We start from the raw sequence: 24,153 nt of genomic DNA, 5'->3' as shown, positions 1-24,153 counted from the left end.
GCCTAGACGGCCCACGCGAAACCCAACAACCCTCCAGCAGGTGAAAAACACGCAACAAAACGGATGTCATGGGGAGCCGAAACCTGCCACGGCGTGGAGAGGGCGACCTCCATCATCCGGTCCGATCGGTTCCGAAACATGCCATCCGGCAGACATAACCCCACATCATCGGGGCTTCGGCACAAGAAATCACACGCGCACCGCGGTCCGCGCCGCTCCTTCGGACGGCGGTACTCCGAGCGACGGTCCGCGCATCGGAGAGTGACACCGAACACGCCGCCCCCTTCACCGCGCCACGCGCGAACCCTCCGCGACGTCATGCTCATGTGACGAGACGAGAACGGGAGGCCCGTGAGACCCCGCCCCTACCTCACCTTCCCGTGGTGCTACCGTTACCGTCGCTTCAGAGTCACGTGGCGTCAGGGGGAGTCGGGTATGAATTTCGACCCTCGCGACATGAGCAAGTCGGCGCACAACGCCGTCAAGGTCATCCTGGGCATCGACCTGCCGCGCGCCAGCCCCGCGAGCATGCGTGCGGTATCGGAGGTCTACGACCGTCTCTCCGGCCAGCTGACCGGCGAGCTCGTCGACGTCATGGACACGACCCGGTCCCGGGTAAGGCGCAACTTCGGCGGCGCGGCCTCCGACCACTACGACCGATCCCTGGCCGCCTTCACCAGCGGGGACAAGGACTACATCGGCAAGGCCGCGAGCACCAGCCGGATGCTCTCGGGGGAACTGCGCAAGGCGGCGGCCAACGTCGACTACATGGTGTCGATGGTCTGGGTGCAGCTTGCCCAGCTCATCGCCGAGATCGCCTGGGCCATCGCGACGGCCAAGTTCACCTTCGGCGCGTCCTTGTCATGGATCCCCGTCTTCAAGGCGATCCGGAGTCTGGCGATCAGACGGCTCCTCGCATGGTTGGCGTTCACCGTACCCAGCCACCAGATCGTCAGCCACGTCTTCGCGAGCTTCGGCGAGTTGATCCAGCGCGTCCAGATCGCCAACGGCGAGCGGGACGAGTTCGACAAGGACCTCCAACGCGAGGCGCACGTGGGGGCCGTGATCGAGGGCCTCATCTCGGCGGGGATCTCCGGAGGCCTCGGAGCGTACTTCAAGAACGGCTTCACCGAGGTCTTCGTCAGGAACATCGACGACCTGCGCGCGCTGCCGGATCCCCTGCCCACTCCGATCAAGGGTGCTCCCGTACCCGACCCGGTCCCCGCTCCGATCAAGAACGACCTCCCGCTCGACCCCGTCCCTCCGCCCAAGGTCGACCCGGACGCACCCCCGACACCGCGCCCCGAGCCCGACCCCTCACCCGTGCCGAGTCCGGGGCCCGGCACGCTCAACAACGACCTCGCCGACGTCTTCGCCCGCCGGCAGGACGAGATGCTGGTCCCGTTCCACCCCAACTCGCCCCCCGGCGCCCGTGCGTGGGACAACACCGCCTCTCGGACGGCGTTCCGCGACGACATGGCGGACCTGTTCCAGCGGACGTTCGGTGGGAGCATGGGGGCCGACCAGGCAAGGCGGTTGGGTGACGACTACGCGAATACGCTGGCCCGCTCCTGGAGCGACCCGGATCTGGGTTCCCAACTCTCCAAGACACTCGGCGACCGGCTGCCGGCGCACCTGCGCGACCACCTGGTCGACGTGCCGCAGAACCTGTTCGGTTCGCTCCGGCAGAGCACGGGCGGTTTCCTGCAGTACTTGAAACAGCTCGGTATCGGGGCGGGAAGCGGGGCCGTGGAGGGCACCCTCGGTGAGGGGCTGGGTAACGCGGCCAACGGCCAGGGGTTCACCGTGACCCCCTGGTCCGCCACCTCGGGTGCCATCATGAACCCGGGCCAGCAGATCACCACCGACTCCACGTTGGTCGGGATCGACGCCCTCAAGGGCCCGGACGGCACCATCCTCGCCCCTGACCTGCCCCCTCCCCCGGAACCAGAGCCGACCCCCGAGGCGGACGCGGGTTCCGCGAACCGGGAAGTTCCCCCGACCGCCCCCTCCTCCGGCTCGGAGGAACGGACGAACCCCTCGTCCGATCCATCGACGGACACCCCCGCCCCTCCTGAGACCGACGACCGCTCCGCTCCGGCCCTCGACCCCGAGGCCGCTTCGCATGCTCGACCCACGGACACGCGGGACCCCGCGTCGCAGGACGGGGACGACACCGTGTCCAGGGACGTCGACGCCGCCACCGGCGAGAACGCACCCGAGCCGACCGTCGAGCGGCCTGACACCCGCCCCGAAGCGTCCGAGGCCCGGGCGACGGACCCTCCCGTGTCCGACGACACGGGTGCCTCCCGACCGAACACGGGACCCGCGCCCTTGAGCGAGACGCAGGAGCGTCCCCACCCAGACGACGCCTTCCCCGAATCGACGGGATCGACGGACGGGCGGACCTCGCAGACACCGGTGGCCGCGTCGGCTCCGCCGGTCGCGTCCGGACCCGTCGCGGCGGACCGCGGCGCTCCCGGCCCCGCGCCGGACGGTGGCCGCCCCGAGCGCAGCACCGGGGAACAGGGGCGGCGATCCGCCTCCGATCCTCAAGGATCGACACAGACCCGGCAGGAGCCGTCGGTGGACGGCCGCACTCCACCCGCGACCGAGAGCGGCCCCACCCCAGACGACGTTCCCGTCTCCGACGAGGGTCCGGTTCCGTCCCACGGCCGGACCCCGGCGGATGTGCGCACGGAGAGCGGGACGGCCTCCGCCGACGGCTCCTCCGCCCGGCCCTCACCCGGTGGAGCCGACAGGCCGGCGGAGACCGCGCCCGAACCCGGACCCGCGCCACGGCCGGTACACGAGACCGATGTGCCGAACACCGAAGCCGACGTGAGCGCGACCTCCTTCTCGTTCGACGCTCTGCTCAACCCCACCGGAGCGGACCACGACTCCTCGTACGACACCGACGACGAGGTCTCGGACGTCTCGTCCGTGTTCGACGACGAGGTCTCCGACACCATGAGTGTCACCACCGATGTCTCCGACACGAAGGCTCCGGACACGGGGAAGGACGGCGCCGAGTCCGGGTACGTGCCCGGAAAGTCCACGGACCCGCTCGGTACCCCCGACGCGTTCGCCGCGAATCGAACGACCGTGTTCCCCGTGCTCGACGTCGGCCCGGACGTCCCACCCCCGGCGAACGGGGACACCACCCCCCTCCCTCCGGCGATGGCGCGTGCCGAGGAGGCCCTCGACCATCTGGACCGGCTCACCCGACACCTCGACGACGGAGACCTCGCACAGGCGCGGGCCGTCGGGGCCGACATCCAGCGCCTGCTCTCCCCCCGACCCACCGACGGCGCCCCGCAGAATCCCTCCGTCCAGAGGGCCCGGCACCTCGCCCTGGGGCTGGTGTTCACCCTCTCCGACCCGACGGACCGGCGGGTCCCCGTCGACCAGCGGGCCTTCTCCGCGGAGAAGGCCGAGGACGCCGGCGCACTCATCCGCGGGATCGACCGCAACCTCCGAGACCGGGACGAACCGGTCCGGGCCCGGCTCTGGCTGCCCGGCGGCCGACTCGACACGGGTGAGGTCCGCCGCGTCGCTCAGGTCCCGCCGCCCTCGGGCGAGAACACACCGGCCACCACGACGAGCCCGAGCGTGGACCTCACCGGAGAAGACCCCGTCCCCACGCAAAGCGTCGACAGCGCGGCGCACGCGGGGCCGAGCCCCTCCCGGACCGCCGACGCACAGGCCTCGGCTCCGACCTCGCGTCCCGGAGCACGGGCGGCAGAGGCCCTCGACCGTCTTCCCCAGATCACCCGATCCCTCATGGCCGGGGACACCCGCCGGGCGTGGGCCCTGGGGGCCGAAGTCCAGCGATTGCTGGTCCACCGGGCGGACGACGGATCCGCGGAGAACCCCTCCGACCGCCAGGCGCGACAACTCGCGTTGGCCATGATGTACGTGCTCTCGGACCCGTCCAACCGCAAGGTGCCCCTGAGCGGGGAGGACCTGCCGTCCCGCCGGCTCGACGACGCCGTTGGTCTGGTCCGCGGGATCGGCCGCAACCTCCATGACCGGGACGACCCGATCCGGGCCCGGCTCTGGCTCCCCGGAGGCCGACTCAACACGGACTACGTCGTCAACGCCATGCGGGACCCGGCCGACCGGAACCCGCCCTCGGGCACTTCGAGGGACACGTCGGCCACCGTTGGCGCCACACCGTCAACGGAGTCCGTGGACACGACGAACGCGTCTGAGGAGACCGCGAGCACCGAAAACGAGGACACCACCGCGTCGAGTACGCCGAACCGTGAGAACGCCCTCGCGGAAGAACCCGGCCCCGAACTGACCGTCAACGTCATGACCCAGGACACCGAGGACGCGGAGGGCCCGGGTGAGGACTCCACCGGAATCCGCCGCTTCCCCGGCGAAGTCGGTCTCATCGAATACGGCGATCGCCTCCACGACCCGGCCTTCAACTCCAACACCCACGACGCCCTCCCCACCCGAACTCGCAGGTACATCCAGGCCTACACCGCCGAAAGCTGGATCGCCGAATTCTCCCGGCTACGGCCACTGAACGAAGAAACCGTGCAGGCCGAACTCGACCGGCGACGCCAGGAGAGCCAAAACCACCCCGGATGGCGACTCTACGAAATCGGCAACGGCCGCTGGCCGGACCTTCGGGTCCTGAGTCCCCGACTCGACGCCGGAGTGCTCACCCCCGAACAGGCAAGGGTCGTCAGGGAAGTCCTCGACTCCCCCTACCCCTCCGCGGCCATGGACGGCCTTCGCGCCCGCGCGGGCAGCGCCGGCCGGATCGCCGAAACACTCCCCGACAAGAGGGGGAACGGCTACTACCCCGACGCACAAGACGTCCTGGACATCATCGAACGCTTGGACCAGGCCACCCGGCACCCTCTGCCCGAAGGGGTCGAAGCGGTGCGGGGCGTGTACGGCTTCGAACACCTGGGCCCCGGCGGTACCCGCGATCCCGCCTCCCTGGTCGGCAACACCTACACCGACCCCGGCTACATGTCCCTGTCCCTGGGCGACCGCCCCGGCGCGGCCGGAGGGTCCCCCACCGACCTCATCCGATTCACCCTCCCGCAGGGCACCCAAGGCCTGTGGGTGGGCGACCGAAGCCTGCATCCCCACGAACGCGAGCTCATCCTCGCCCGTGGCACCACCTACCAGATCACCTCCACCGAACCCTGGGGCCGAGGGCACCTCCTCCACGCCCGGATCATCCCTCCCGGGCCCGACCCCGTCCCCCACACGGCCACCGAATCCTCCGATGGGGTGACCGTCATGGCGGTGACCCGAGTGGAGGGAAGCGTGCAGGCTCCGGACGCCGGCGCCACGTCGCTCTCCGACCCCGACGTCCTCGCGCACGGTATGGGGCTGACCGAGGGGAGCGGTGGGACCGGTGAGACCGCTGAGGTCGGAGGAGACAACACGGCCGGCGGAAGCGGTGAGAACAACGGGGCCGAAGGAACCGCCACGGAAGGCGACACCACGATCGGCGACGCCGCGCCCACCCTGGAGGAGATCCGGCTCACGGCGCAGCGACTGGCCACGGACATCGCCGGCTTGACCCCCGACATCCGAAGAACGGAGGCCACCACCCGCGCCGCGGCGTTCGACCGCCTCGAACAGGTCGGGAGCTCATTCGGTGGTCTCGTGACCCGGGCCTCCGCGATAGCCGGCACCGTACCGGAGGCCATCGACATCACGGCCGGCCTGGCCTCGGACATCGCCACCGCCGCGAACGAGGCGGCGAGACTGAGCGCGGGCGCGGCCACAGGCGCGCGGAACGCTATCCGTAGGGCGCCCACTTCGCTGCCGCAGGACCTGGCCGGGATCACCAGCATGGCCCAAGACCGGAACGCCGCCGATGCGAACGTCACGGCCGCCGCCACCGCACGCAACGAAGCCGACCGCGCGACCCAGGTGGCCGCCCAAGTCACCAAGACGATCACCGGTGCGACCAGGACCGCCGGTGAGCAGGCGCGGAGGCACACCGAAGAGGCGCGTACGGCGTCGGATGGGGCGAACCGCGAGCTGCGGAGTGCGCAAAAGGCCGCGCGCGAGGCCGTCACCCGACAGGAATCCCTCGTGGCCGCCGTTGACAAAGCGACGTCCGACGGCGTCGAACGGGCCCTGGCGACAGCGGCCACCGCTCATACGAACGCCACGAACGCCGTCGAAGCCGTGGAGACGGCACGGGTCAACGCGGAGACCGCCGCCGTCGATGCCGCCCACGCCCGCGCACTCACCGAGACGGCCGTCGCGGATGGTCGCCACAACGACACCGTCGACCATGTGGTCCAGGCTTTCGAACAGGCCGCCACCGCCCGTAGCAACCGAGATGCCATCCCCCAGGCCAAGACCATCCGCGAGGCGATCGAACGCGTCCGGCGAGCGCTGACGGAGGCCGAGCGGATGGCGAAGCTGTCGTCCGACGGTTCTCCCGCACGGAACCGTCTGGATTCGAACCAGGTGACGCCTCCCAGCCTCGACCCGGAGGACAGGTCCGCCGCCGAGGTCGACGCCGAAGCGGCGGTGAATAGGGCCGAGCGTGCCGCCCAGGAGGCGCTCTCCCTCCCCATCGAAGCTCTCAACAGACACACTCGTTCACTGGACTACACCGCTGAGGCGGTCGGCGACCTGTACACCGAGGTGGCCGGGAACCACGAGAGTGCCGAAACGGCCGCTCAAAACGCGAATTCGGAACTCGTCAGGACCCGTGTCACGGACGACCCCGCCGTTGCCGACACCGCCCGGCACGCGGCCTCCGCCGCGGCGGACCGGGCCGAAGAAGTGGCCCGAGAGGCCCGTGACAGGTACGACGGCCACAGTTTCGCGAGGTTCCGCGAAAACTACACCGACGACCTCTTCGCGGCCCAAGAAGACGCGCGTACGATCCAGCGGATCGCCGACGGCGCTCGGGGCCGTCAGGTCGTGGCGAACGCCGCGGTTCAGGCACACGCAACGGTCCAAAGCGCACTCGAACGCCGGGTTTCCGGCCAGGAACAGCGCATGGAACACATCGAACGTGTCCTCGACCAGACCGGGCAGGCGGTTCTTCGGGCGGAGGAAGAGGCCGCCCGAGCGCGGCGCGACGCCCAAGAAGCGCACGACCAGGCGCGGCATCCCCGTGAGTACCCGGGCACGCTCCCCCGGGACGAGTCCGCCAAGACGTACGACCTGGACTACCTGGTCCGGTCACGGCTCATCGCCCCGGATCGGCTCTACACCGAACGCGTACCCGAGGTCGTCGAGTATCTGATCACCGCTCAGGCGCCCGACATGCCGACGTCGCTGCACTCTGACGTAGCGTCTCAGATCGACAGCGTCGCCCGCACGCAGGGGATGGCCGTCTTCTTCTCCTCCGAAGGTTTCGCGGTGACCGTCACCGACGAAACGGGGAGCGACACCCGTTCCTGGACGATCCAGGTGGCCCTGGAGTCGGCCACGCAGGACGGTTTCCGGCACCTCGCCCTCTCCCGTGAGTCGGGGGCTCCCTTGGAAGGGACCGAGGAGGAGCGCACCCACGCCACCAAGAGGGGCGGCGCCTCGTCCCACGACCCGCGCCGCGGGGTCAGCGCCCGCTTCACGGCGAGCCCGATGCTGCTGGGGGACGTTACCGGCGGCTTCGCCGCCGGGCCGTGGTTGACGCTCGGAGGTGGTTACACGGGGGGACGGAGAAGCGGCACGGCCGGCGGTAACGTGGCGGTGAGCTCCACTCTGGAGTACATGGCCTTCGGCCCTCCCGAGGTCTACCTCAACGACCTGCGCGTACGTGTGAAGGTCACCCCTCCCCCCGAAGCCCCCTCCGAGGACGGGAGCCCTTCGGCCCCCGCTGAGAGCGCGGGGACCACTTCCCCGCCCGCCGCAGCTCAAAGGGACGAGACCGCACCCGCGCCGGCTCCCACCGGTAACCGGGACGACGGATTCCAGAGCGGTGTCATCGTGAACGGCATGGCCTTGGTCCTTCCGGGCGAGGTCGCCGCACGACCGGACGACGTCCCCGCGAGCATCGACCTGACCGCCACCCGTCCCGGGCAGGGCGCTGAAGGCGGCACCCCCGCGCGCCTGCCCGACGGGCCGATCGGCGGCCTCCCGATTTCCGTCGCCTCGGTCACTCCGCGCGGGGACGGCGCGAGTCCGCACAGCGATCTGGGTTCCTGGATCGCCGACTACCTCGTCTCCGACTCCTACGCCCCGCATCGCGAGGCCATGGGCGATGTCATGGTGAATCTGACGAAGGAGAGCACCCGGGCGAAGATCCGCGAGTGGCAGGCGACGATCCGGAAGTTCTTCGACAACGACTCCATCCAGGAGTATCTCGCCCACCTCGACACGGGCCCCATGACCGTCGAGGTGACGCACCCCGTCCTGGGCGACATGATGCTGAAGTTGTCCTCGACCCCGAACAAGTTCACCGCCAAGGAACACACGCCTTCGTTCGGCGAGACGTTCCTGAATCACACCGTCGAGGAGAGCACCGCTCTCGGACTGAGCCGCAACAGCAACGTCACAGCGTCCGTGGGAGGGGGGTTGGGGATCGTCGTCCCCCTGCCCACCGGCGGATCGATCCGCCTCAACATGCCCCACGTGGAGTACACCTGGGGTCGGACGTTGTCCGCACAGTCCCAAACCGTCTCTGCTTCCGGAGACCACCGGTCCCTCGCGCACCATGGGACGAGCACCGAGAAGTTCACCGCCTTCGATGTCGAACGCACCGTGTCGGTGGAGCTCCAGGAAGAGCAAGTGGCCCACACGTTCGACGTGCGTACCGTGGAACTCCTGCAGGTGGAGAGCGCGACGAACCTCCAGCGCGCCGCCACCGGCGAGGACGCCCCCTCCGGGGCCGAAGCGGACCGGGTCCCGCCCTTCACACATCTGCGCGGCGAACGCGTCGTGGATTTCTCCGGCACCCACCACCACTCGCTCACCCGGGTTCCCCCACCCGAGGGAGAACGAGCCGCCGAAGGATCGGAGACCCCCTCGACGACCACCGACGACGATCGCGGTGTGTTGGAGACGCTCACCGACCGCATCCTGGAGGGCATCGCCCGCGAGCACCCAGGCCTGGTCCTGCCCGAACTGTCCCGTAAGCGAAGCCTCTACGCGCTCAAGCCGGGGCAGGAGAACACCTCGTTCTTCAAGCGGTCCTTCCGTGAGCGCTGGGGGCTCCGCCGTTCCTACAACATCGCCCACCAGAACACGCTCGACGTGCGTAACGCGGTACGCGACGCCATGAACGGCGACAACCGCGACAGACTCGCCTCCGCCGACGGTCTGCGCATCCAGCTCAGGGAATCCGCGCTCGTCGACCCCACCCTCATGGCACGGGACAGGAGGCTCGTGCGCCCTGACGTCCTGACCCTGGCCCTGAAGGCCGATTTCTCCGCTTTGACGCACCAGGGGACGACCACGGCCGAGACCGGGGTGCGCATGGGCGGGAGCACGACCCTGGGATCGGAATCGGGGACGGGCTCCTCGCACGCCCTCTCCCTGTCCTTCGGCTCCGGCATGATGCGCTCGGCGGAAGCGGACGCACACGGCCTGGCTCGGCTCCTGGGCGGCGTCATGGCCTCCCTCAGGTGGAGCAGGATCAACCGCAGTAGCGCGACCCACGGTGTCTCCTACAAATCGAACAACCGGTTCGTCTTCCCGGGGGACTCGGACCGATGGGAGGGGACGGTCGGCTTCACCGCCCGTCTCTACGACGACACCCAGGTCCTGTCCGGTCGCACGGATAACCACGTCAACCTGTTCGAGAGCCCTGTCGAGGCCCGGTACTCCCTGATCACCCCCAAGAAAACGACCGAGGTCCCTCTGAGGAGAGGCGCGGACGAACCGTCTCCTCCCGAGCTCCTCCCAGCGGAGGAGAGCCGAGCGATCATCGACCCCCGCCCCGAGGACCTGGCCGCTCCGGAACCGGGGGACGTGCACGAGCGCCGGGCACGGGCGGCCATCGACAACGGTGCCACCATCGACAAGGTCGGCCTCACCGTGTTGGGCGACGACGCCGCCGCCTCCGCCAACGGTGTGCTCCAGAAGACCTTCGACACCTTCACCGACCGGCGCCCGGTGTTGGACGGTCGCAAGCACAAGCTCCGAGGGTTCCTGGACACCATCGGCGGGAGACACTTCTTCACCAACTTCCTCTCCCCCGTCTCCCTGGCCTCCGACCCCGCCACCTTCTCGCCCTCGGGACACCGGGGCCGGGTCGAGATGGGCGGTACGTGGCGGTCTCCCAACGACATGCGCGCCGCCGGGGCCACCATCGCGCGACCTGAGCGGATCGTCGGGATGCACGCGATCGAAGCACAGGTGGCGGTCACGGGAGAGAGTTCCTCCTCCGCGGGGGCCGCGAAGACGAAGACCTACACCGCCGGCCTCAGCGGCACCGGTTTCGTGGGCGGTACCAGCAACACCCTGCAGGAGGACGGAGCCGCATCCGGCGCCGACCGGTCCGCGGCCATGGGCCCCACCCCCATGGGCGGGCCGTCCCACAACTGGAACTTCTTCCGCCGCGGGGAGACCCTCGACTCCGGAGTCTCCTCGACCTCGGGGCTCTTCCTGCTGACCAACCCGGCGACGGTCTACACCTTCCGTATGGGGGGCAGCATCTCCCAGGCATGGGAGTTCAAGAAACACCGCGGACTCAACTTCCCCGGTTGGTGGTCCCACAAATACGTCGGCTGGAAGGCCTGGTTCAACGACCTCGCCTCGGGCTTCATCACCGCCCGCGACGCCGAACAGGGCGGCATCATCGACGACGCCGTCGCCCAGGCCGACGACGGCACCCTGGAGCCCGCCACCCAGCGCAACCCGACACCGCCCGCCAACATCCGCGTCCGCACCGGCTTCGACGGCGCCGGAGAGCAGCGTCGGCCGGCGGATCCGACGGCGGCGGTCCGCCGATTGGAGGAGCGGCTCCGCGACCAAGGGCTCAAGCTGACCCGCGGAGGCAAGGAGAGGCTCCTCGCCTCCCTGACCCAGCGCCTGGGAAACACGACCGGGATGATCCCCCCCGTCTCGGTCAAGGTGGTTCCCTCACGAGGAACCTTCCGGAGGTTCTTCCCCCGGTCAAAGCCCGCTCGGGTTCTGGTGGAGCTGTCCAAGACCAACCCTCGGGTCGACTACGTCACCTCTTCCGTCTTCACCGTCGAGAGCCACTCCTGGCAGGCGAAGACGACGAAGATCCACTCGCGGGGCAAGGACCATTCCTCCGCGGTGACCGTGCCCCCGTGGCAGCCCGCGCCCTACGGCGACCCGGAGGGCGGCCCTGGTGAACTACCGGACAGCCACCCCTACCTCCTCTCACCCGCGGCGGGCGTCGGAACCGCCCGTTCGGACTCGGAGAACGTCTCCTACACGGAGAAACAGTCCCGCAGCATCGTCATGGAGTCGTCCGGCCCCTTCGCCAGGATCACTCACGACACGTCCCTCACCCTGTCGTTGGAGACGGCGGGCAAGGACCCGGTGGACGCACACGCCGACAGCGGTCCCGTGCAGACGTTCCATCTCGCTTCGTCGTTGGAGTTCGGCGCCCCCACATCCACGCCCGCCACCCCCCTGGACACCGCACCCACACCACCCATCGTCACCCCCCGGGGCGGCGACAGCCTCGCCGACGCCGTCACCACCGCCACCCGAGCACTCGACGGCTTTCCCCCCGCCTCCCGGGACGCCATCATCATGCCCACCGCGGTCTATGGCCCCGACGTCCGCGACGCCGCCATCCACACGATCGCCCACTCTCTCGGATGGAAACCACGCACCGCCCCGGGCGGTCGTGAGGACCCCACACCCGAACAACTCAACGAACTTCGCGACCACCACGCCCGGGACACCCACGAAGCACGCCGCCACATCGCCGAGCGCCTCAAGCTCGACGACCGCTACACCCCCATCGACAACACCCTCAACCCCGACGCGCTCAAAGGCCTCTTCTCCAACACCCTCGGCCACCCCGAAGGCACCGACATCCTCCGCATCGGCCGCACCCAGTGGCGCGTCGCCGCCACCCCCGACTTCACCGGCTCCCGCATCCTCACCGCCCGTCCCAGCAGCCGACTCGCCTACAAGGAAACCGAAGGACAAGCCGTCTCCCACGGCCACTCGCAAAGTGGCGGTACCACCGCGACCGTGGCCTTCCGTCCCACCGGCAGCGACACCGTCGACTCCGACAACCCCGACCGCAGTGCCATCCTCACCGGCTCCGGCGACGCCACCGTCCAGAACAACACCAGCAGCTCACCCGCCGCCCACAGCCTCGTCACCGGCGCGCCCCCCGACATGACGCGCCAACGGCTCGGCACCGCCTACCTCGTCGAATTCGACACCACCTGGACCATCGGCAGCCGCACCACGAACAAAACCCCCTTCGGTGACCTCCCCCAACAATTCACCACCGACCACACCAACAAGGTCAGCGCCTGGATCTCCCAGAGCGACGCCATCCGGTTGGGCATCATCACCCCCGAGCAAGCACACAGCGCGGACACCCCCATCACCGCGGAACTCGACGCCGCCACGACCATGTCCGACGCCGAAGCCACCTACATCGACGAACGCGCCAAACTCCCCGTCCTCGCCGATACCTATATCAAGGCTTACAACGCCCACCACGCCGCACCCACAAGCGGCACCAGGGCCTCACTCGACGCCCTCATCGACGCCCTCGATCCCACGCCCGAGGCCCGGGCCACCCTCAACACCGCCCTCACCGCCCACGCCACCAACCCCACGAACGCCACCCAGGCGGCCCTCGACACCGCTTTCACCGGCTTCGACCTCGGCGCCCTCAACCCCACGCCCGAGGCCCGGGCCACCCTCAACACCGCCCTCACCGCCCACACCGCCAACCCCACGAACGCCACCCAGGCAGACCTCCAGGCCGCCCTCGGCACCCTCCGCCACGCCGGCGGCACCGCCTACGACAGCCAGAACGCCATCTATCAGAGGGCCCTCAGGAACTACAACACCGCCGTCGACGCCTGGACCACCGCCGCCGCGGCCACCCACGCCCACTTCGCCGCGCTCACCCGCCCCGATCCCGAGCCCCCTACCACACACAACGCACCGCTCACCGAGCAGATGGAGCGGTCCCTGGGGCTGCGACCCAAAACATCGCCATTGGTAGAGGCGTTCCGGTCCGCCCTGAACACGCCTCCCACGGTCTCCGCCGAGGACACGGACCACGGCGGGGTTCCCGATCCGGGGGCCGGCCCATCCCGTCAGCCGGCTCCGGTGTCCCCGGAGACCGGTGCGTCGGACGATCCCCCGGTGCGTCCAGAGAACGACGAAGACGGCCGGTCCGAACCGCCTGCCGACTCGAACGACGTCCACGTGTTCATGATGGAAACGGATGACGACGCCCCCGCGACGGAGGCCGGGGAGCCCGGTCTGGCGAGGGGCGAGGAGGACGCCCTCGCGGCGGCCCTCGGGCTGGACGGCACGGACTCCGACGACGACGGCATGAACGTCGACGACGGCTCCGACGCCGACACGATGGACATCGACCACGACGACGTCGGCGTCGTCGGAGAGGACGGCGTCCGCAGGTTCGATTCCGACGAGCAGTTGGACTCCTACGACCATTGGCTCCAGGACCCGGACAACAATCCGCACGCCTTCGACACCCTTCCTCGGGATCAGAGGGAGATGGTCGACACCTACACCAGGACCGCCTGGATCACCCGCATGGCCCGCGTACAGCCCTTCGTTCCGCAGAACGTCCTTCGGCAGCTCACGGATTGGCGCAACCGATCCCGGGCGGAGGCGGCCGACCCCGACACCGCACCGACCGCCCACGGCTGGGACCTGTACGAGGTCAACAACCTCACCTGGCCCACCCTCGAACGCCTCCGCGAAATCCAGGCCTCCCCCGCCTCACTGCCGGCGCGCACCCGGGGCCTCATCGACTACATCCTCACCGCCCGCGATCCCGCCGCCGAGCTCGGGCACTGGTACCACAACGCCGGATACGCGGGCGTCATCGCCGGACACGACAACGGCGCCTATCCCCACGTGGAGCGTGTCCGCGAACTCTTCGGCCTCCTCGACGGCGCCGTCGATCGCCCCTTGCCCGAAGGCGTGCAAGTGAGCCGGGGCCTGAACTCCATCGACCACCTCTTGCGGGAGGCAGGCAGCGGGGATCCCCGCGATCTCGTGGGTACCGTCCACACCGAACCCGGCTACATGTCGACCAGCCTGGGCGACGACCCCTTCAAGACCGATGCCGACCCCTTCCCCTTCCTGCTGCGCCTCGACGTCCCCGAAGGGGCCCACGGACTCTGGATCGGCTCGCGCAGCCACGACCCCGAACAACGCGAACTCACCCTCGCCCGCGGCACCGACTACCGCATCACCGAGGTTCGGCGGGTGGACGACCCGGCGACGGGAACGCAGCGGTTCGAGTTGCGCGCGGAGGTGGTTCCGACAGTGTCACCGCGTCCGGACACCTTCTCCTCGGGGCAGGTCGGATCCGATGGTGTCCGGCGGTTCGGCAATCCCTTCGAGGCGATGTGGTATGGGCACAGACTGCACAACACCACGCACAATCCGCACGCCCTCAACGCACTCGCACCCGCCGAACGGTCCCTGGCCCGCGCGCTCAGCAAGTTCCCCGCCGCGTCCACTCCCGTCGCGGCGGATCCGAACACCTCTCGGGCGTGGCTGGACGCCGTGCGCGGCAGGAGCCGGGTATTCGGTCTCGCCCCCACCGACCCACGGAGCGGCATCGGGTGGGACCTGTACGAGGCCAACAACCTCACCTGGCCCACCCTCGAACGGTTGGGCGAGCTGTTCCCCGTGGAACGAGAACGCAACCCCGGCCGCGCCCGACTCATCCACTTCATCCTCAACGACCGCGATCCTCGGGCCGCACTCGCACGGATGTACCAGAACGCGGGTGAGGCCGGCGCCCTGGCCGAGGCCAACGGCGGGGTGTATCCCACGGCGGAACGGCTCCGGGAACTCCTGGACACCTACGACACCTTCCTCGACCACCCGCTCCCCGACGCGGTCGAGACCACCTGGCTCCTCGACGACCCCTCCGTGCTCCACTCCATGGTGGGATTCGATCCGAACGACCCCACCACCCTGATCGGCACGGAACAGGCCACCTCCGGGTACACCGCCGTCGCACTGAACCCGGACCCGATCCAAAGGAGCCGTTCCCTGCCGGTGGCCATCCGTCTCACGCTCCCCCCGGGGACCCGTGGTCTCTGGGTCGGTTCCTTGGGCCTGTTCCCGGCGAACCAGGAATTCGTTCTGCCGCCCGGAACCCCCTACCGCGTCACGGCCGCACACTCGACGAACACCCGTCTTGTGATCACCGCGGAGGTGATCGTTCCGCCGCAGGCACGTCCCGAACCCGGCACCGAAGTCGCCGCGAGCCCGCTCCCGGCCGGAGCGGACACGGTGCCCACGGGTCACTCTTCGCGGCAGGATCCACCCGCACCGGCGGAGCCCTCCGGGGACGGCACGGGGTTCGTCGACGACCACGGGGTCAGACGGCTTCGCTCGGACTCGGAGATCGAGGCCTACGGACAGTGGCTGCACGACCCGGTCAACAACCCCAACGCCCACGACACCCTGGACCAGGCGCGGCAGGACGGGGTGTACGGCTACACCCTGGACGGGTGGGTCAACTGGGTGGTCCGGGAGGGCATGGCACCCGGGCAGATCGCGCGGCACTTGGATTCGATGCGGGAGAGCACCCGCCAGGATGTCGAGACCGAGCCGATGGACAACCAGGGCTGGGATCTTTACGAGGCCAACGACCTCACCTGGCCCACGCTCCAGAGGCTGGGCGAACTCGAAGCCGACGCGCGCACCCTCGACCGCGCGAGAAGACTCATGCGGTCCATCCTCGGGGCCGATGACCCCGAATCCGAACTGGAGTACTGGTACAAGCGTAGTGGTGCGGCCGGGAACATGGCCCGATCCAGCGGCGACGTCTATCCGACACCGGAGCTCGTCCTGCGGCAGGTCCGCATCCTCGACAGCGCCATCGACCGCCCGCTGCCCACGGCGGTCGAGGTGGTCCGTGGTCTGGAGGATCTGGACCACCTCGACGGGTTCGACCCGAACGACCCCTATTCGCTCGTGGGTACCGTCCACACCGAGTCGGGTTTCATGTCCACTTCGTTGGGGGGCGTGCTACCCGATGACACCGACAACGAGTACGCGCACGTCATCCGCCTGACGCTCCCCAGGGGCGCCCACGGCCTGTGGATCGGCGACAGGAGCGTCTTCTCCCAAGAGCGCGAGCTCCTCCTCCCCCGAGGGACCACCTACCGCGTCACACGCGCGGGCTGGGGCGGTTCCCAGGACCTGCCCGGCTTCTTCATCGAGGCCGAGGTCGTGCTACCGCCTCGGATCAGCACCAACACGGACCTCTCGAACGACATCGACGTGCTCCTCATGGAGACGGACGAGACGGGCTCGGGACCGACCGCCACCGACGCCGGGGAACCCGGCCTCAGCGGCCGTGACGAGGACGCGTTCGCGGCGGCCCTCGGACTGGACATCACCGGGAACGACGACGCCGAGGCGACCGATCCCGCGTACGACGATCGCCCCCTGCTCGAACGCTGGGACGAACACGACGACTTCACGGTTCCTTCCGCCCCCGTCCGAACCGAGAGCGGAACCGGCCCGGTCCCGGCCTCCGATCACACGGACGTGAGCGAGGCCCCGGGAAACGAAGGCCACACGGTCGACGACGGTGTCCGAAGGTTCCGCACCCGGGAGGAACTCGACGCGTACGCCGAACACCTCACCGACCCGGACACCAACCCCCACACCTACGGCGCGCTCCCCGAACACTTGCGCGAGGTCGTCACCGCACATACCGGAACCGACCGGCTCGATCGGCTCGCCCGTTTCGGCACCTCGGATCCGACGGCTCTTCAGGGCGAGCTCGACTCCCAGCGGCAGGCCGGTATCCGCGCCTCCGAGTACTCCGGCGGCCTCAACGGATGGGTGCTCTACGAGGAGAACGGTCTCTCGTGGCCCACCCTCGCCCGGGTACGGGAGCTCTACTCCGCGGACGCCCTGTCCCCGGCCCTCGAGGTGCTCGCCACAGACATCTTCAGCTCGTCCGATCCACAGCTGAGACTGGATCACTGGTACGACAACGCGGACGGAGCCGGGCGCATCGCCAAGGCCAACGGCGGTGTCTATCCCACGGCCGAAAGGGTCCTCGAACTCATCCGGGCCATGGACGGTGCCGTCTCCCGACCGTTGCCCGAGGCGGTCGAGGTCTCCTTCGTCATGGACATCGACGTGGACCTGTTCCTACTCGGCGGGTACGACTTCAAGTCCTTGCTCGGCACGGAGCGGAGGGAACAGGGATACCTCCGTGTGTCCTTGGGGGGATCGCCCTTCGTCGGCCCGGGCCAGGGCAGCGGCGCCGTCGTGCGCCTGGACCTGCCCGAGGGTGGTCAAGGTCTGTGGGTCGGTGCCAACGGCGGCCGGCCCACCCCGCACATGATCGTTCTTCCCCGTGGCACCGCCTATCGCATCACGGATGTCCGCGTCACGGACGACGGACCGGAATTCACGGCCGAGATCGTATCGATCCCGGCCATCTCCGAAGGACCGGCCGTAGACGAAACGGCTGCGCCGGGCACTCCCCCGGAGACCTCCGTCGAGGTCCCGTCACCCCCGGAGACCTCCCCCGAGGTCTCGTCGCCCCCGGAGCAGAGCATGGGGCACGTAGACGACAGCGGTTTCCGGGTATTTCGCGCACCGGAGGAGATCGACGCCTACGACCGGTGGCTCCAGGACCCGGTCAACAACCCCCACGCCTTCGACACCCTCCCCCAAGACCAGAGGTCGATGGTCGACTCCTACACCAGGAGCGCCTGGATCACCCGGCTGGCCCGCATACAGCCCTTCGTCCCCCAGACCATCGTGGAACGGCTCAAGGATTGGCGCGACGAGTCTCGGGCGGAGGCCGACGACCCCGACACCGCACGGACCGCCCACGGCTGGAACCTGTACGAGGCCAACGACCTCACCTGGCCCACACTCGACCGCCTCCGTGAGATCCAGGCCTCGGGCGCACAGCAGCCCGAGCGCACCCTGGGCCTCATCGGCCACATCCTCACCGCCCGCGACCCCGCCGCCGAGCTCAGGTACTGGTACCACAACGCCGGATACGCGGGCGTCATCGCCCGACGCGACAACGGTGCCTACCCCGACGTCGATCGCGCCCTGGAGCTCTTCGGCCTCCTCGATGACGCCGTCGACCGTCCCCTGCCCGAAGGCGTCTCCGCCGCCCGTGGCATGTACACCATCGACCACCTCCTCGACGCTCTCGGTAGCGCGGACCCCCGTCACCTTGTCGGGAGCGTGCACACCGAACCCGGCTACATGTCCACCACCCTGGGCGACGACCCTTTCAAGAGCAACGCCGCACCCTTCCCCTACCTGCTCCGCCTCAACGTGCCCCAAGGAGCACACGGACTCTGGATCGGTTCACGCAGCCACGACCCCGAACAACGCGAACTCACCCTCGCCCGAGGCACCACCTACCGCATCACCGGTGTACGGACGAGAATCGATCCGGGTTCGGGAGCGCACACGCTCCAGATCACAGCGGACGTGATCCTGCGGCCCGAGCCGCGCACCGATCTCTTCTCCAGCGGGCGCGTCCACGAGGACGGCGTCCGGAGATTCCGTACCTCCAACGAGGCGGCCTGGTACGCGCACCAGGCCACGCGCCCGGAGCACGGCCTTGCGACCCTCGACGCGCTTCCGGACGATCAACGCGGCGTCGCCGAGGCGTTCATCGAAACGCCCTGGCTGGCCGACTTCGCCCGGATCTCCCCGGACACCGTCCAGGACCGGCTCGACGACATGCGCGAAAGGAGCCGCACCGACACGCCTTCGACCATCGACTACCGTCGGACCAGCGGCTGGGAGCTCTACGAGGCCAACGACCTCTCCTGGCCCACGCTCGACCGCCTCTGGGAGATCCTGGACGCGACAGGGGAGCGTGACTCCGCCAGGACTCGCTTCATCACCACGATCCTCGGCTCGGTGTCGCCCCAGGGCCTACTGGACACGCTGTACCACGGCTCGGGCTTTGCCGGGAAGATCGCGGCGGCCAACGGCGGGGTCTACCCCTCCGCCGAAGGCGTCCAGGAGCTGCTGCGCACCTTTGACCGGGCCGTGGGCCATCATCCGTTCCCCGAGGCGATCGAGACGACGTGGGTCATACGAGACCCCCACGCACTCCAGCGACTCCACGGATACGACGCGGCCGATCCCTCGACCCTGGTGGGCACGGTCCAGGCGGCGGAGGGGTACACGACCGTCTCCATGAACCCGAACCCGGTGGGCATGGAAGGTCGCCGTGCGGCGACCGTTCGCCTGGTCCTGCCCGCGGGGGCCCACGGCCTCTGGCTCGGTGAGGGGAGTGCACGTCCCCACGATCACGAGATCATCCTTGCCCGAGGGATGTCCTACCGTGTCACCGCGGCCGAGAGTACCGCCGACGGGCTCCTGCTGTCGGCCGAGGTCGTGCTTTCCGCACCTGCCCGGATCAGCACCGATTCCGGTACCCGCTCTCCGGTGGCGGTGCCCCTCGTCCCGGAGGACGGGCCCGCCCCCAGGACGGACCGGGCCGGTACGGGGGAGGGTGACGGGACGGCTATCGTCACCACCCCACCCGGAGACGGGAGAGGATACGTCGACGACCACGGTGTACGTCGATTCCGTTCGCCCGAGGAACTCGGTGCCTACGGGCGCTGGCTGCACGACCCGGCCAACAACCCCCACGCCTTCGACGCCCTGGACGAAGAGCAACAGAGGAGTGTCCTCGGCTACACGACCCACGGCTGGCTCAACCCGGTCGTTCGGGAGAACCTGTCGCAAGCGCAGATCGCGCAGCAGCTCGATGTGGTGAGGCAGGACACCGGGTCTCAGATCCCTCAGGCACCGATGGAATACCGTGGCTGGGAACTGTACGAGATCAACGACCTCACCTGGCCCACGCTCGACCGTCTACGGGAGCTCATCTCCGCGGGCCGTGTCCCGGAGCGTTCCGAGGGGTTCGTCAGGTACATTCTCGCCGCCGACGACCCACAGGCGGAGCTGGACCACTGGTACCAGAACGCGGGCGACGCCGGTGTCATCGCCCAGTCCAACAACGGGGTCTTCCCGACCTCGGATTCGGTCGGCGACCTCCTGCGGCGACTCGACGACGCCGTCGACCGGCCTCTGCCCGAATCGGTCGAAGTGGTCCGGGGGCTGGAGGACCTCACGTTCCTTGCCGAGTTCCGGGACGACAACCCCTACTCCCTGATCGGAACCGTCCATAGCGAACCGGGTTTCATGTCCACCTCGTTGGGCAACAGGTTGGCCCATGGTCACGGAGGCAGGTTCGCACACGCCATTCACCTGGTCCTGCCGCAGGGAGCCCGCGGTCTCTGGATCGGTGAGAGGAGTCAGCACCCCGAAGAACGCGAACTCATCCTCGCCCGCGGGGTCACCTACCGCATCACCCGCGCGGGTTGGGGCGGCTCGTACGGGGTTTCCGGCCTCCACATCGAGGCAGAGGTCGTGGTCGCGCCGCGAACGGACACCGAAGTGGACTCCGGAACGCGAAACGACCCCTCGGACGCGCCCGACGCCTCGCCGCTCCCTCCCACCGGAACACCCGTACCCGGGGACGCGTCGTCCGACGACGGCAACGCTCCGGAGCCGCGTTCAACGGACGCACCAGGACAGCCGGGCTCCGAGGACCTTCTCGTGTTCCCGTCCATGGTCGAACACGAGAACACCGACCCGGACACGGGCGAGCCCCCGATGGAGGGGCACCACGTCGCGCTGACCGCCACGGACGAGGACGCCTTCAACGAGGCACTCGGGCTGAGCCACAGCGACGACTCCGACACCCACAGCACCTACGACCCCCTACCCTCCGAACCCGAAGACACCCTCCTCGACCACTCCACCACCCACGACACCAGCGACGACTCCGACACCCACAGCACCTACGACCCCCTACCCTCCGAACCCGAAGACACCCTCCTGGACCACCCCACCACCCACGACACCGACACCACGGTCCCCCCACCCGCTGGTACGGGACACGTGGACGACGATGGTGTTCGCAGGCTCGGCACCCTCACCGAGGTCGACCTCTACGGTGGCTGGCTGGAGCAGAACAGCCTGTCCGCCTACAGCCGTCTCGACCCGGAACTCCAGACGATGGTCCGCGCCTACACGGAGGAGGGATGGCTCTCCCACATCTCCCGCCTGTCCCCCCTCTCGGAGGAGAACATCCAGCGAGAGCTGGACCAGTGGCGTTTCCGAACCCTCCAGGAAGCGGTCGAGCTGGGAACAATGGGGCCCCGGGGGTGGGTGATCTTCGAGCTCAACAATCTGGCCTGGCCGTCCATCCGAAGGCTCGGAGAGATCGTCGAATCCGGGACCGTCCCGGAACGCGACATCGGACTGGTCCACAACATCTTCCGAACGGAGTCCCTGCGAGAGGAGCTCGAGTACTGGCGTGACAAGTCAGGCCTGGCGGGCAAGGTCGCCCGGGCCAACGACTGGGTCTACCCCGACGCCGGGCGGATGAGGGAACTTCTGTCCCGTCTGGACTCCGCCGTCGATCGCCCATTGCCCGAGGCGGTCGAGGTCTCCTTGGGCATGTACGACCTGTCCCGTTTCCAGGACCTGCGAGACGACGACGCCTCGTCCCTGGTGGGGACCGTCCACACAGAGCAGGGGTACATGTCGGCCTCACTCGGCGGGACACCCACCATGAGGTCGCGGCCGGAGCCGTTCGGGTACGTCCTCAGATTGGCACTGCCAGAGGGGTCCCGGGGTCTCTGGGCAGGCGAAGGGAGCCCGGACCCCGAGAACCGCGAGATCGTTCTCCCCCGCGGTACCGGCTATCGCGTCACCGCGATCCGTGAGGAGAACACCGTGGTCGTCCTCGAAGCGGAGGTCCTATTCCAACGGAGCCCGTCCTTCACCGCCCCCGATGACGAGCTCCCGCCCGCCGCCGCGCCCGGTTCCGATCACGAGGGTGTTCCCTCATCCGTGAGCAGGGGAGAGGTCGACGGCGGAGGTATCCGGCGTTTCCGCTCCTACGAGGAGATCGACGCCTACGACCGGTGGCTCCAGGACCCGGTCAACAACCCCCACGCCTTCGACACCCTCACCCACGACCAGCAGAAGATGGTCGACGTCTACACCAGGAGCGCCTGGCTCACCCGCCTCGCCCGTGCACGCCCCCTCACACGGGAGACTATGGCGGACCAGCTGCGCTCGGTTCGGCTGACGAGCGAACAGGAAGCCCGGGACCTCCCTCAGACGGCCCACGGCTGGGACCTGTACGAGGCCAACGACCTCACCTGGCCCACACTCGACCGTCTTCGGGAGATCATCGGATCTTCGGGTGTTCTCCCCGGGCGCACGGTCGGCCTCATCGACCACATCCTCACCGCCCGCGACCCCGCCGCCGAACTCCGGCACTGGTACCACAACGCCGGATACGCGGGCGTCATCGCCCGACACGACAACGGCGCCTACCCCGACGTCGACCGCACCCTGGAACTCTTCGGCCTCCTCGACGGCGCCGTCGACCGTCCCCTGCCCGAAGGCGTCTCCGCCGCCCGCGGCATGCACACCATCGACCACCTCCTCGACGCCCTCGGCAGCACGAACCTCCATCACCTGGTCGGGAGCGTGCACACCGAACCCGGCTACATGTCCACCACCCTGGGCGACTTCCCCTTCAAGACCAACGCCGCCCCCTTCCCCTACCTGCTCCGCCTCAACGTGCCCCAAGGAGCACACGGACTCTGGATCGGTTCACGCAGCCACGACCCCGAACAACGCGAACTCACCCTCGCCCGCGGCACCACCTACCGCATCACACACCTCCAGCCGACACCGCACGGCGGGCTCGTGATCTACGCCGACGTCCTGTCGCTGCCGGAGTCCGTGAGCGGAGCCGTACCCGGCGCCCTCGGGCATCGCCCGCCTCTCCCCGCCTTCGCCGAGACCCACCAACCGGGGATCCCCGTGTCGGTTTCCCCTGAGTCCCCGGCCGACGACGCCGACGACGCCGACGAGCCCGGACACTCCCAGCGTCCCTCCGTCGACGGTTCGGACGCACCCGCGGGGAACACACCCGTTCCGACGGACGATGGCCGGGGGCGCGTCGACGACGACGGGATCCGACGCTTCCGCTCCCCCGAGGAGCTCGACGCCTACGGCCGGTGGCTCCAGGATCCGCTCAACAACCCCCACGCCTACAGCACGCTCTCCGAGGAGCTCCGCGCCAGTGTGGACACCTATGTCGAACACCCATGGCTCACCCGGCTCGCCCGTGAGGCGTCCGACGGTGACGCCGCCGTCCAGTGGAGGTTGGACGGGTGGCGCGATGAATCCGCCCAGGACGCGCTCACCCATCCGGTCTGGGCGCGCGGATGGAAGCTCTACCAGGCCAATGAGCTCGTTTGGCCCGACCTGGAGAGGTTGAGGGAGCTCGACGACTCCGGTGTGCGCGACCTCATGGCGGCCGGACTGATCGACGCCGTCCTTCGTTCGGACGATCCCCAGGCGGAACTGGACTTTTGGAAGGAACACGCGGGCATCGCGGGGCACATCGCCACGTCCAACGGCGGTGTCTACCCCACATCGACCAGGGCACGGGAGCTCTTGGCCCTGCTCGACAGGGCCGTCGAGCGTCCCCTGCCCGAAGGCGTCGAGGTGAGCCGGGGCCTGTACGATCTGGCGTTCATGCCCGGCTACGAGGCGAAGAACCCCTATCAGCTGATCGGCGCCGTCTACACGGATCCCGGGTTCATGTCGGTGACGTTGGGCGATCAACCGGTCAAGTCACAGTCCTCCCCGTTCGACCATGTGATCCGCTTCGCCCTGCCCAAGGGCGGTCACGGTCTCTGGATCGGGGGGCAGAGCTCCTATACGGAGGAGCGGGAGAGCCTGCTTCCCAGAGGTACGACGTTCCGTGTCCTGCGTGCGGGCTGGGGCGGTTCGCAGGGCTTGTCAGGGTTCTTCATCGAGGCGGAGATCCTGCTTCCTCCCGGACCGGGGCCCGCGACCTCCTCGACGTCATGAGACAGGACGTTTCGTCCGACGTGATCGGAACCTCCGGGGAAGGCCTTCCGAGCCCCCGTC

The 24,153-nt window shown here is 69.1% G+C and carries 1 protein-coding gene; it reads left to right on the top strand.

Annotated elements, in window-relative coordinates:
• The first annotated feature begins 435 nt into the window (after positions 1–435).
• A complete protein-coding gene (locus ACWGSK_RS01440) occupies positions 436–24,093 on the top strand; it encodes an ADP-ribosyltransferase (RefSeq protein WP_452454936.1) in 23,658 nt (7,885 codons plus the stop codon).
• Positions 24,094–24,153 lie beyond the last annotated feature (60 nt).

The organism is Nocardiopsis sp. NPDC055551, assembly GCF_053619415.1.
Note: the sequence above shows the minus strand (reverse complement) of the source record. Positions and strands in the feature narration are given on the sequence as shown.

Excerpts from the sequence above, each read along its gene's own strand:
- ACWGSK_RS01440 (WP_452454936.1), top strand. The coding sequence starts at position 436 with ATGAATTTCGACCCTCGCGACATGAGCAAGTCGGCGCACAACGCCGTC.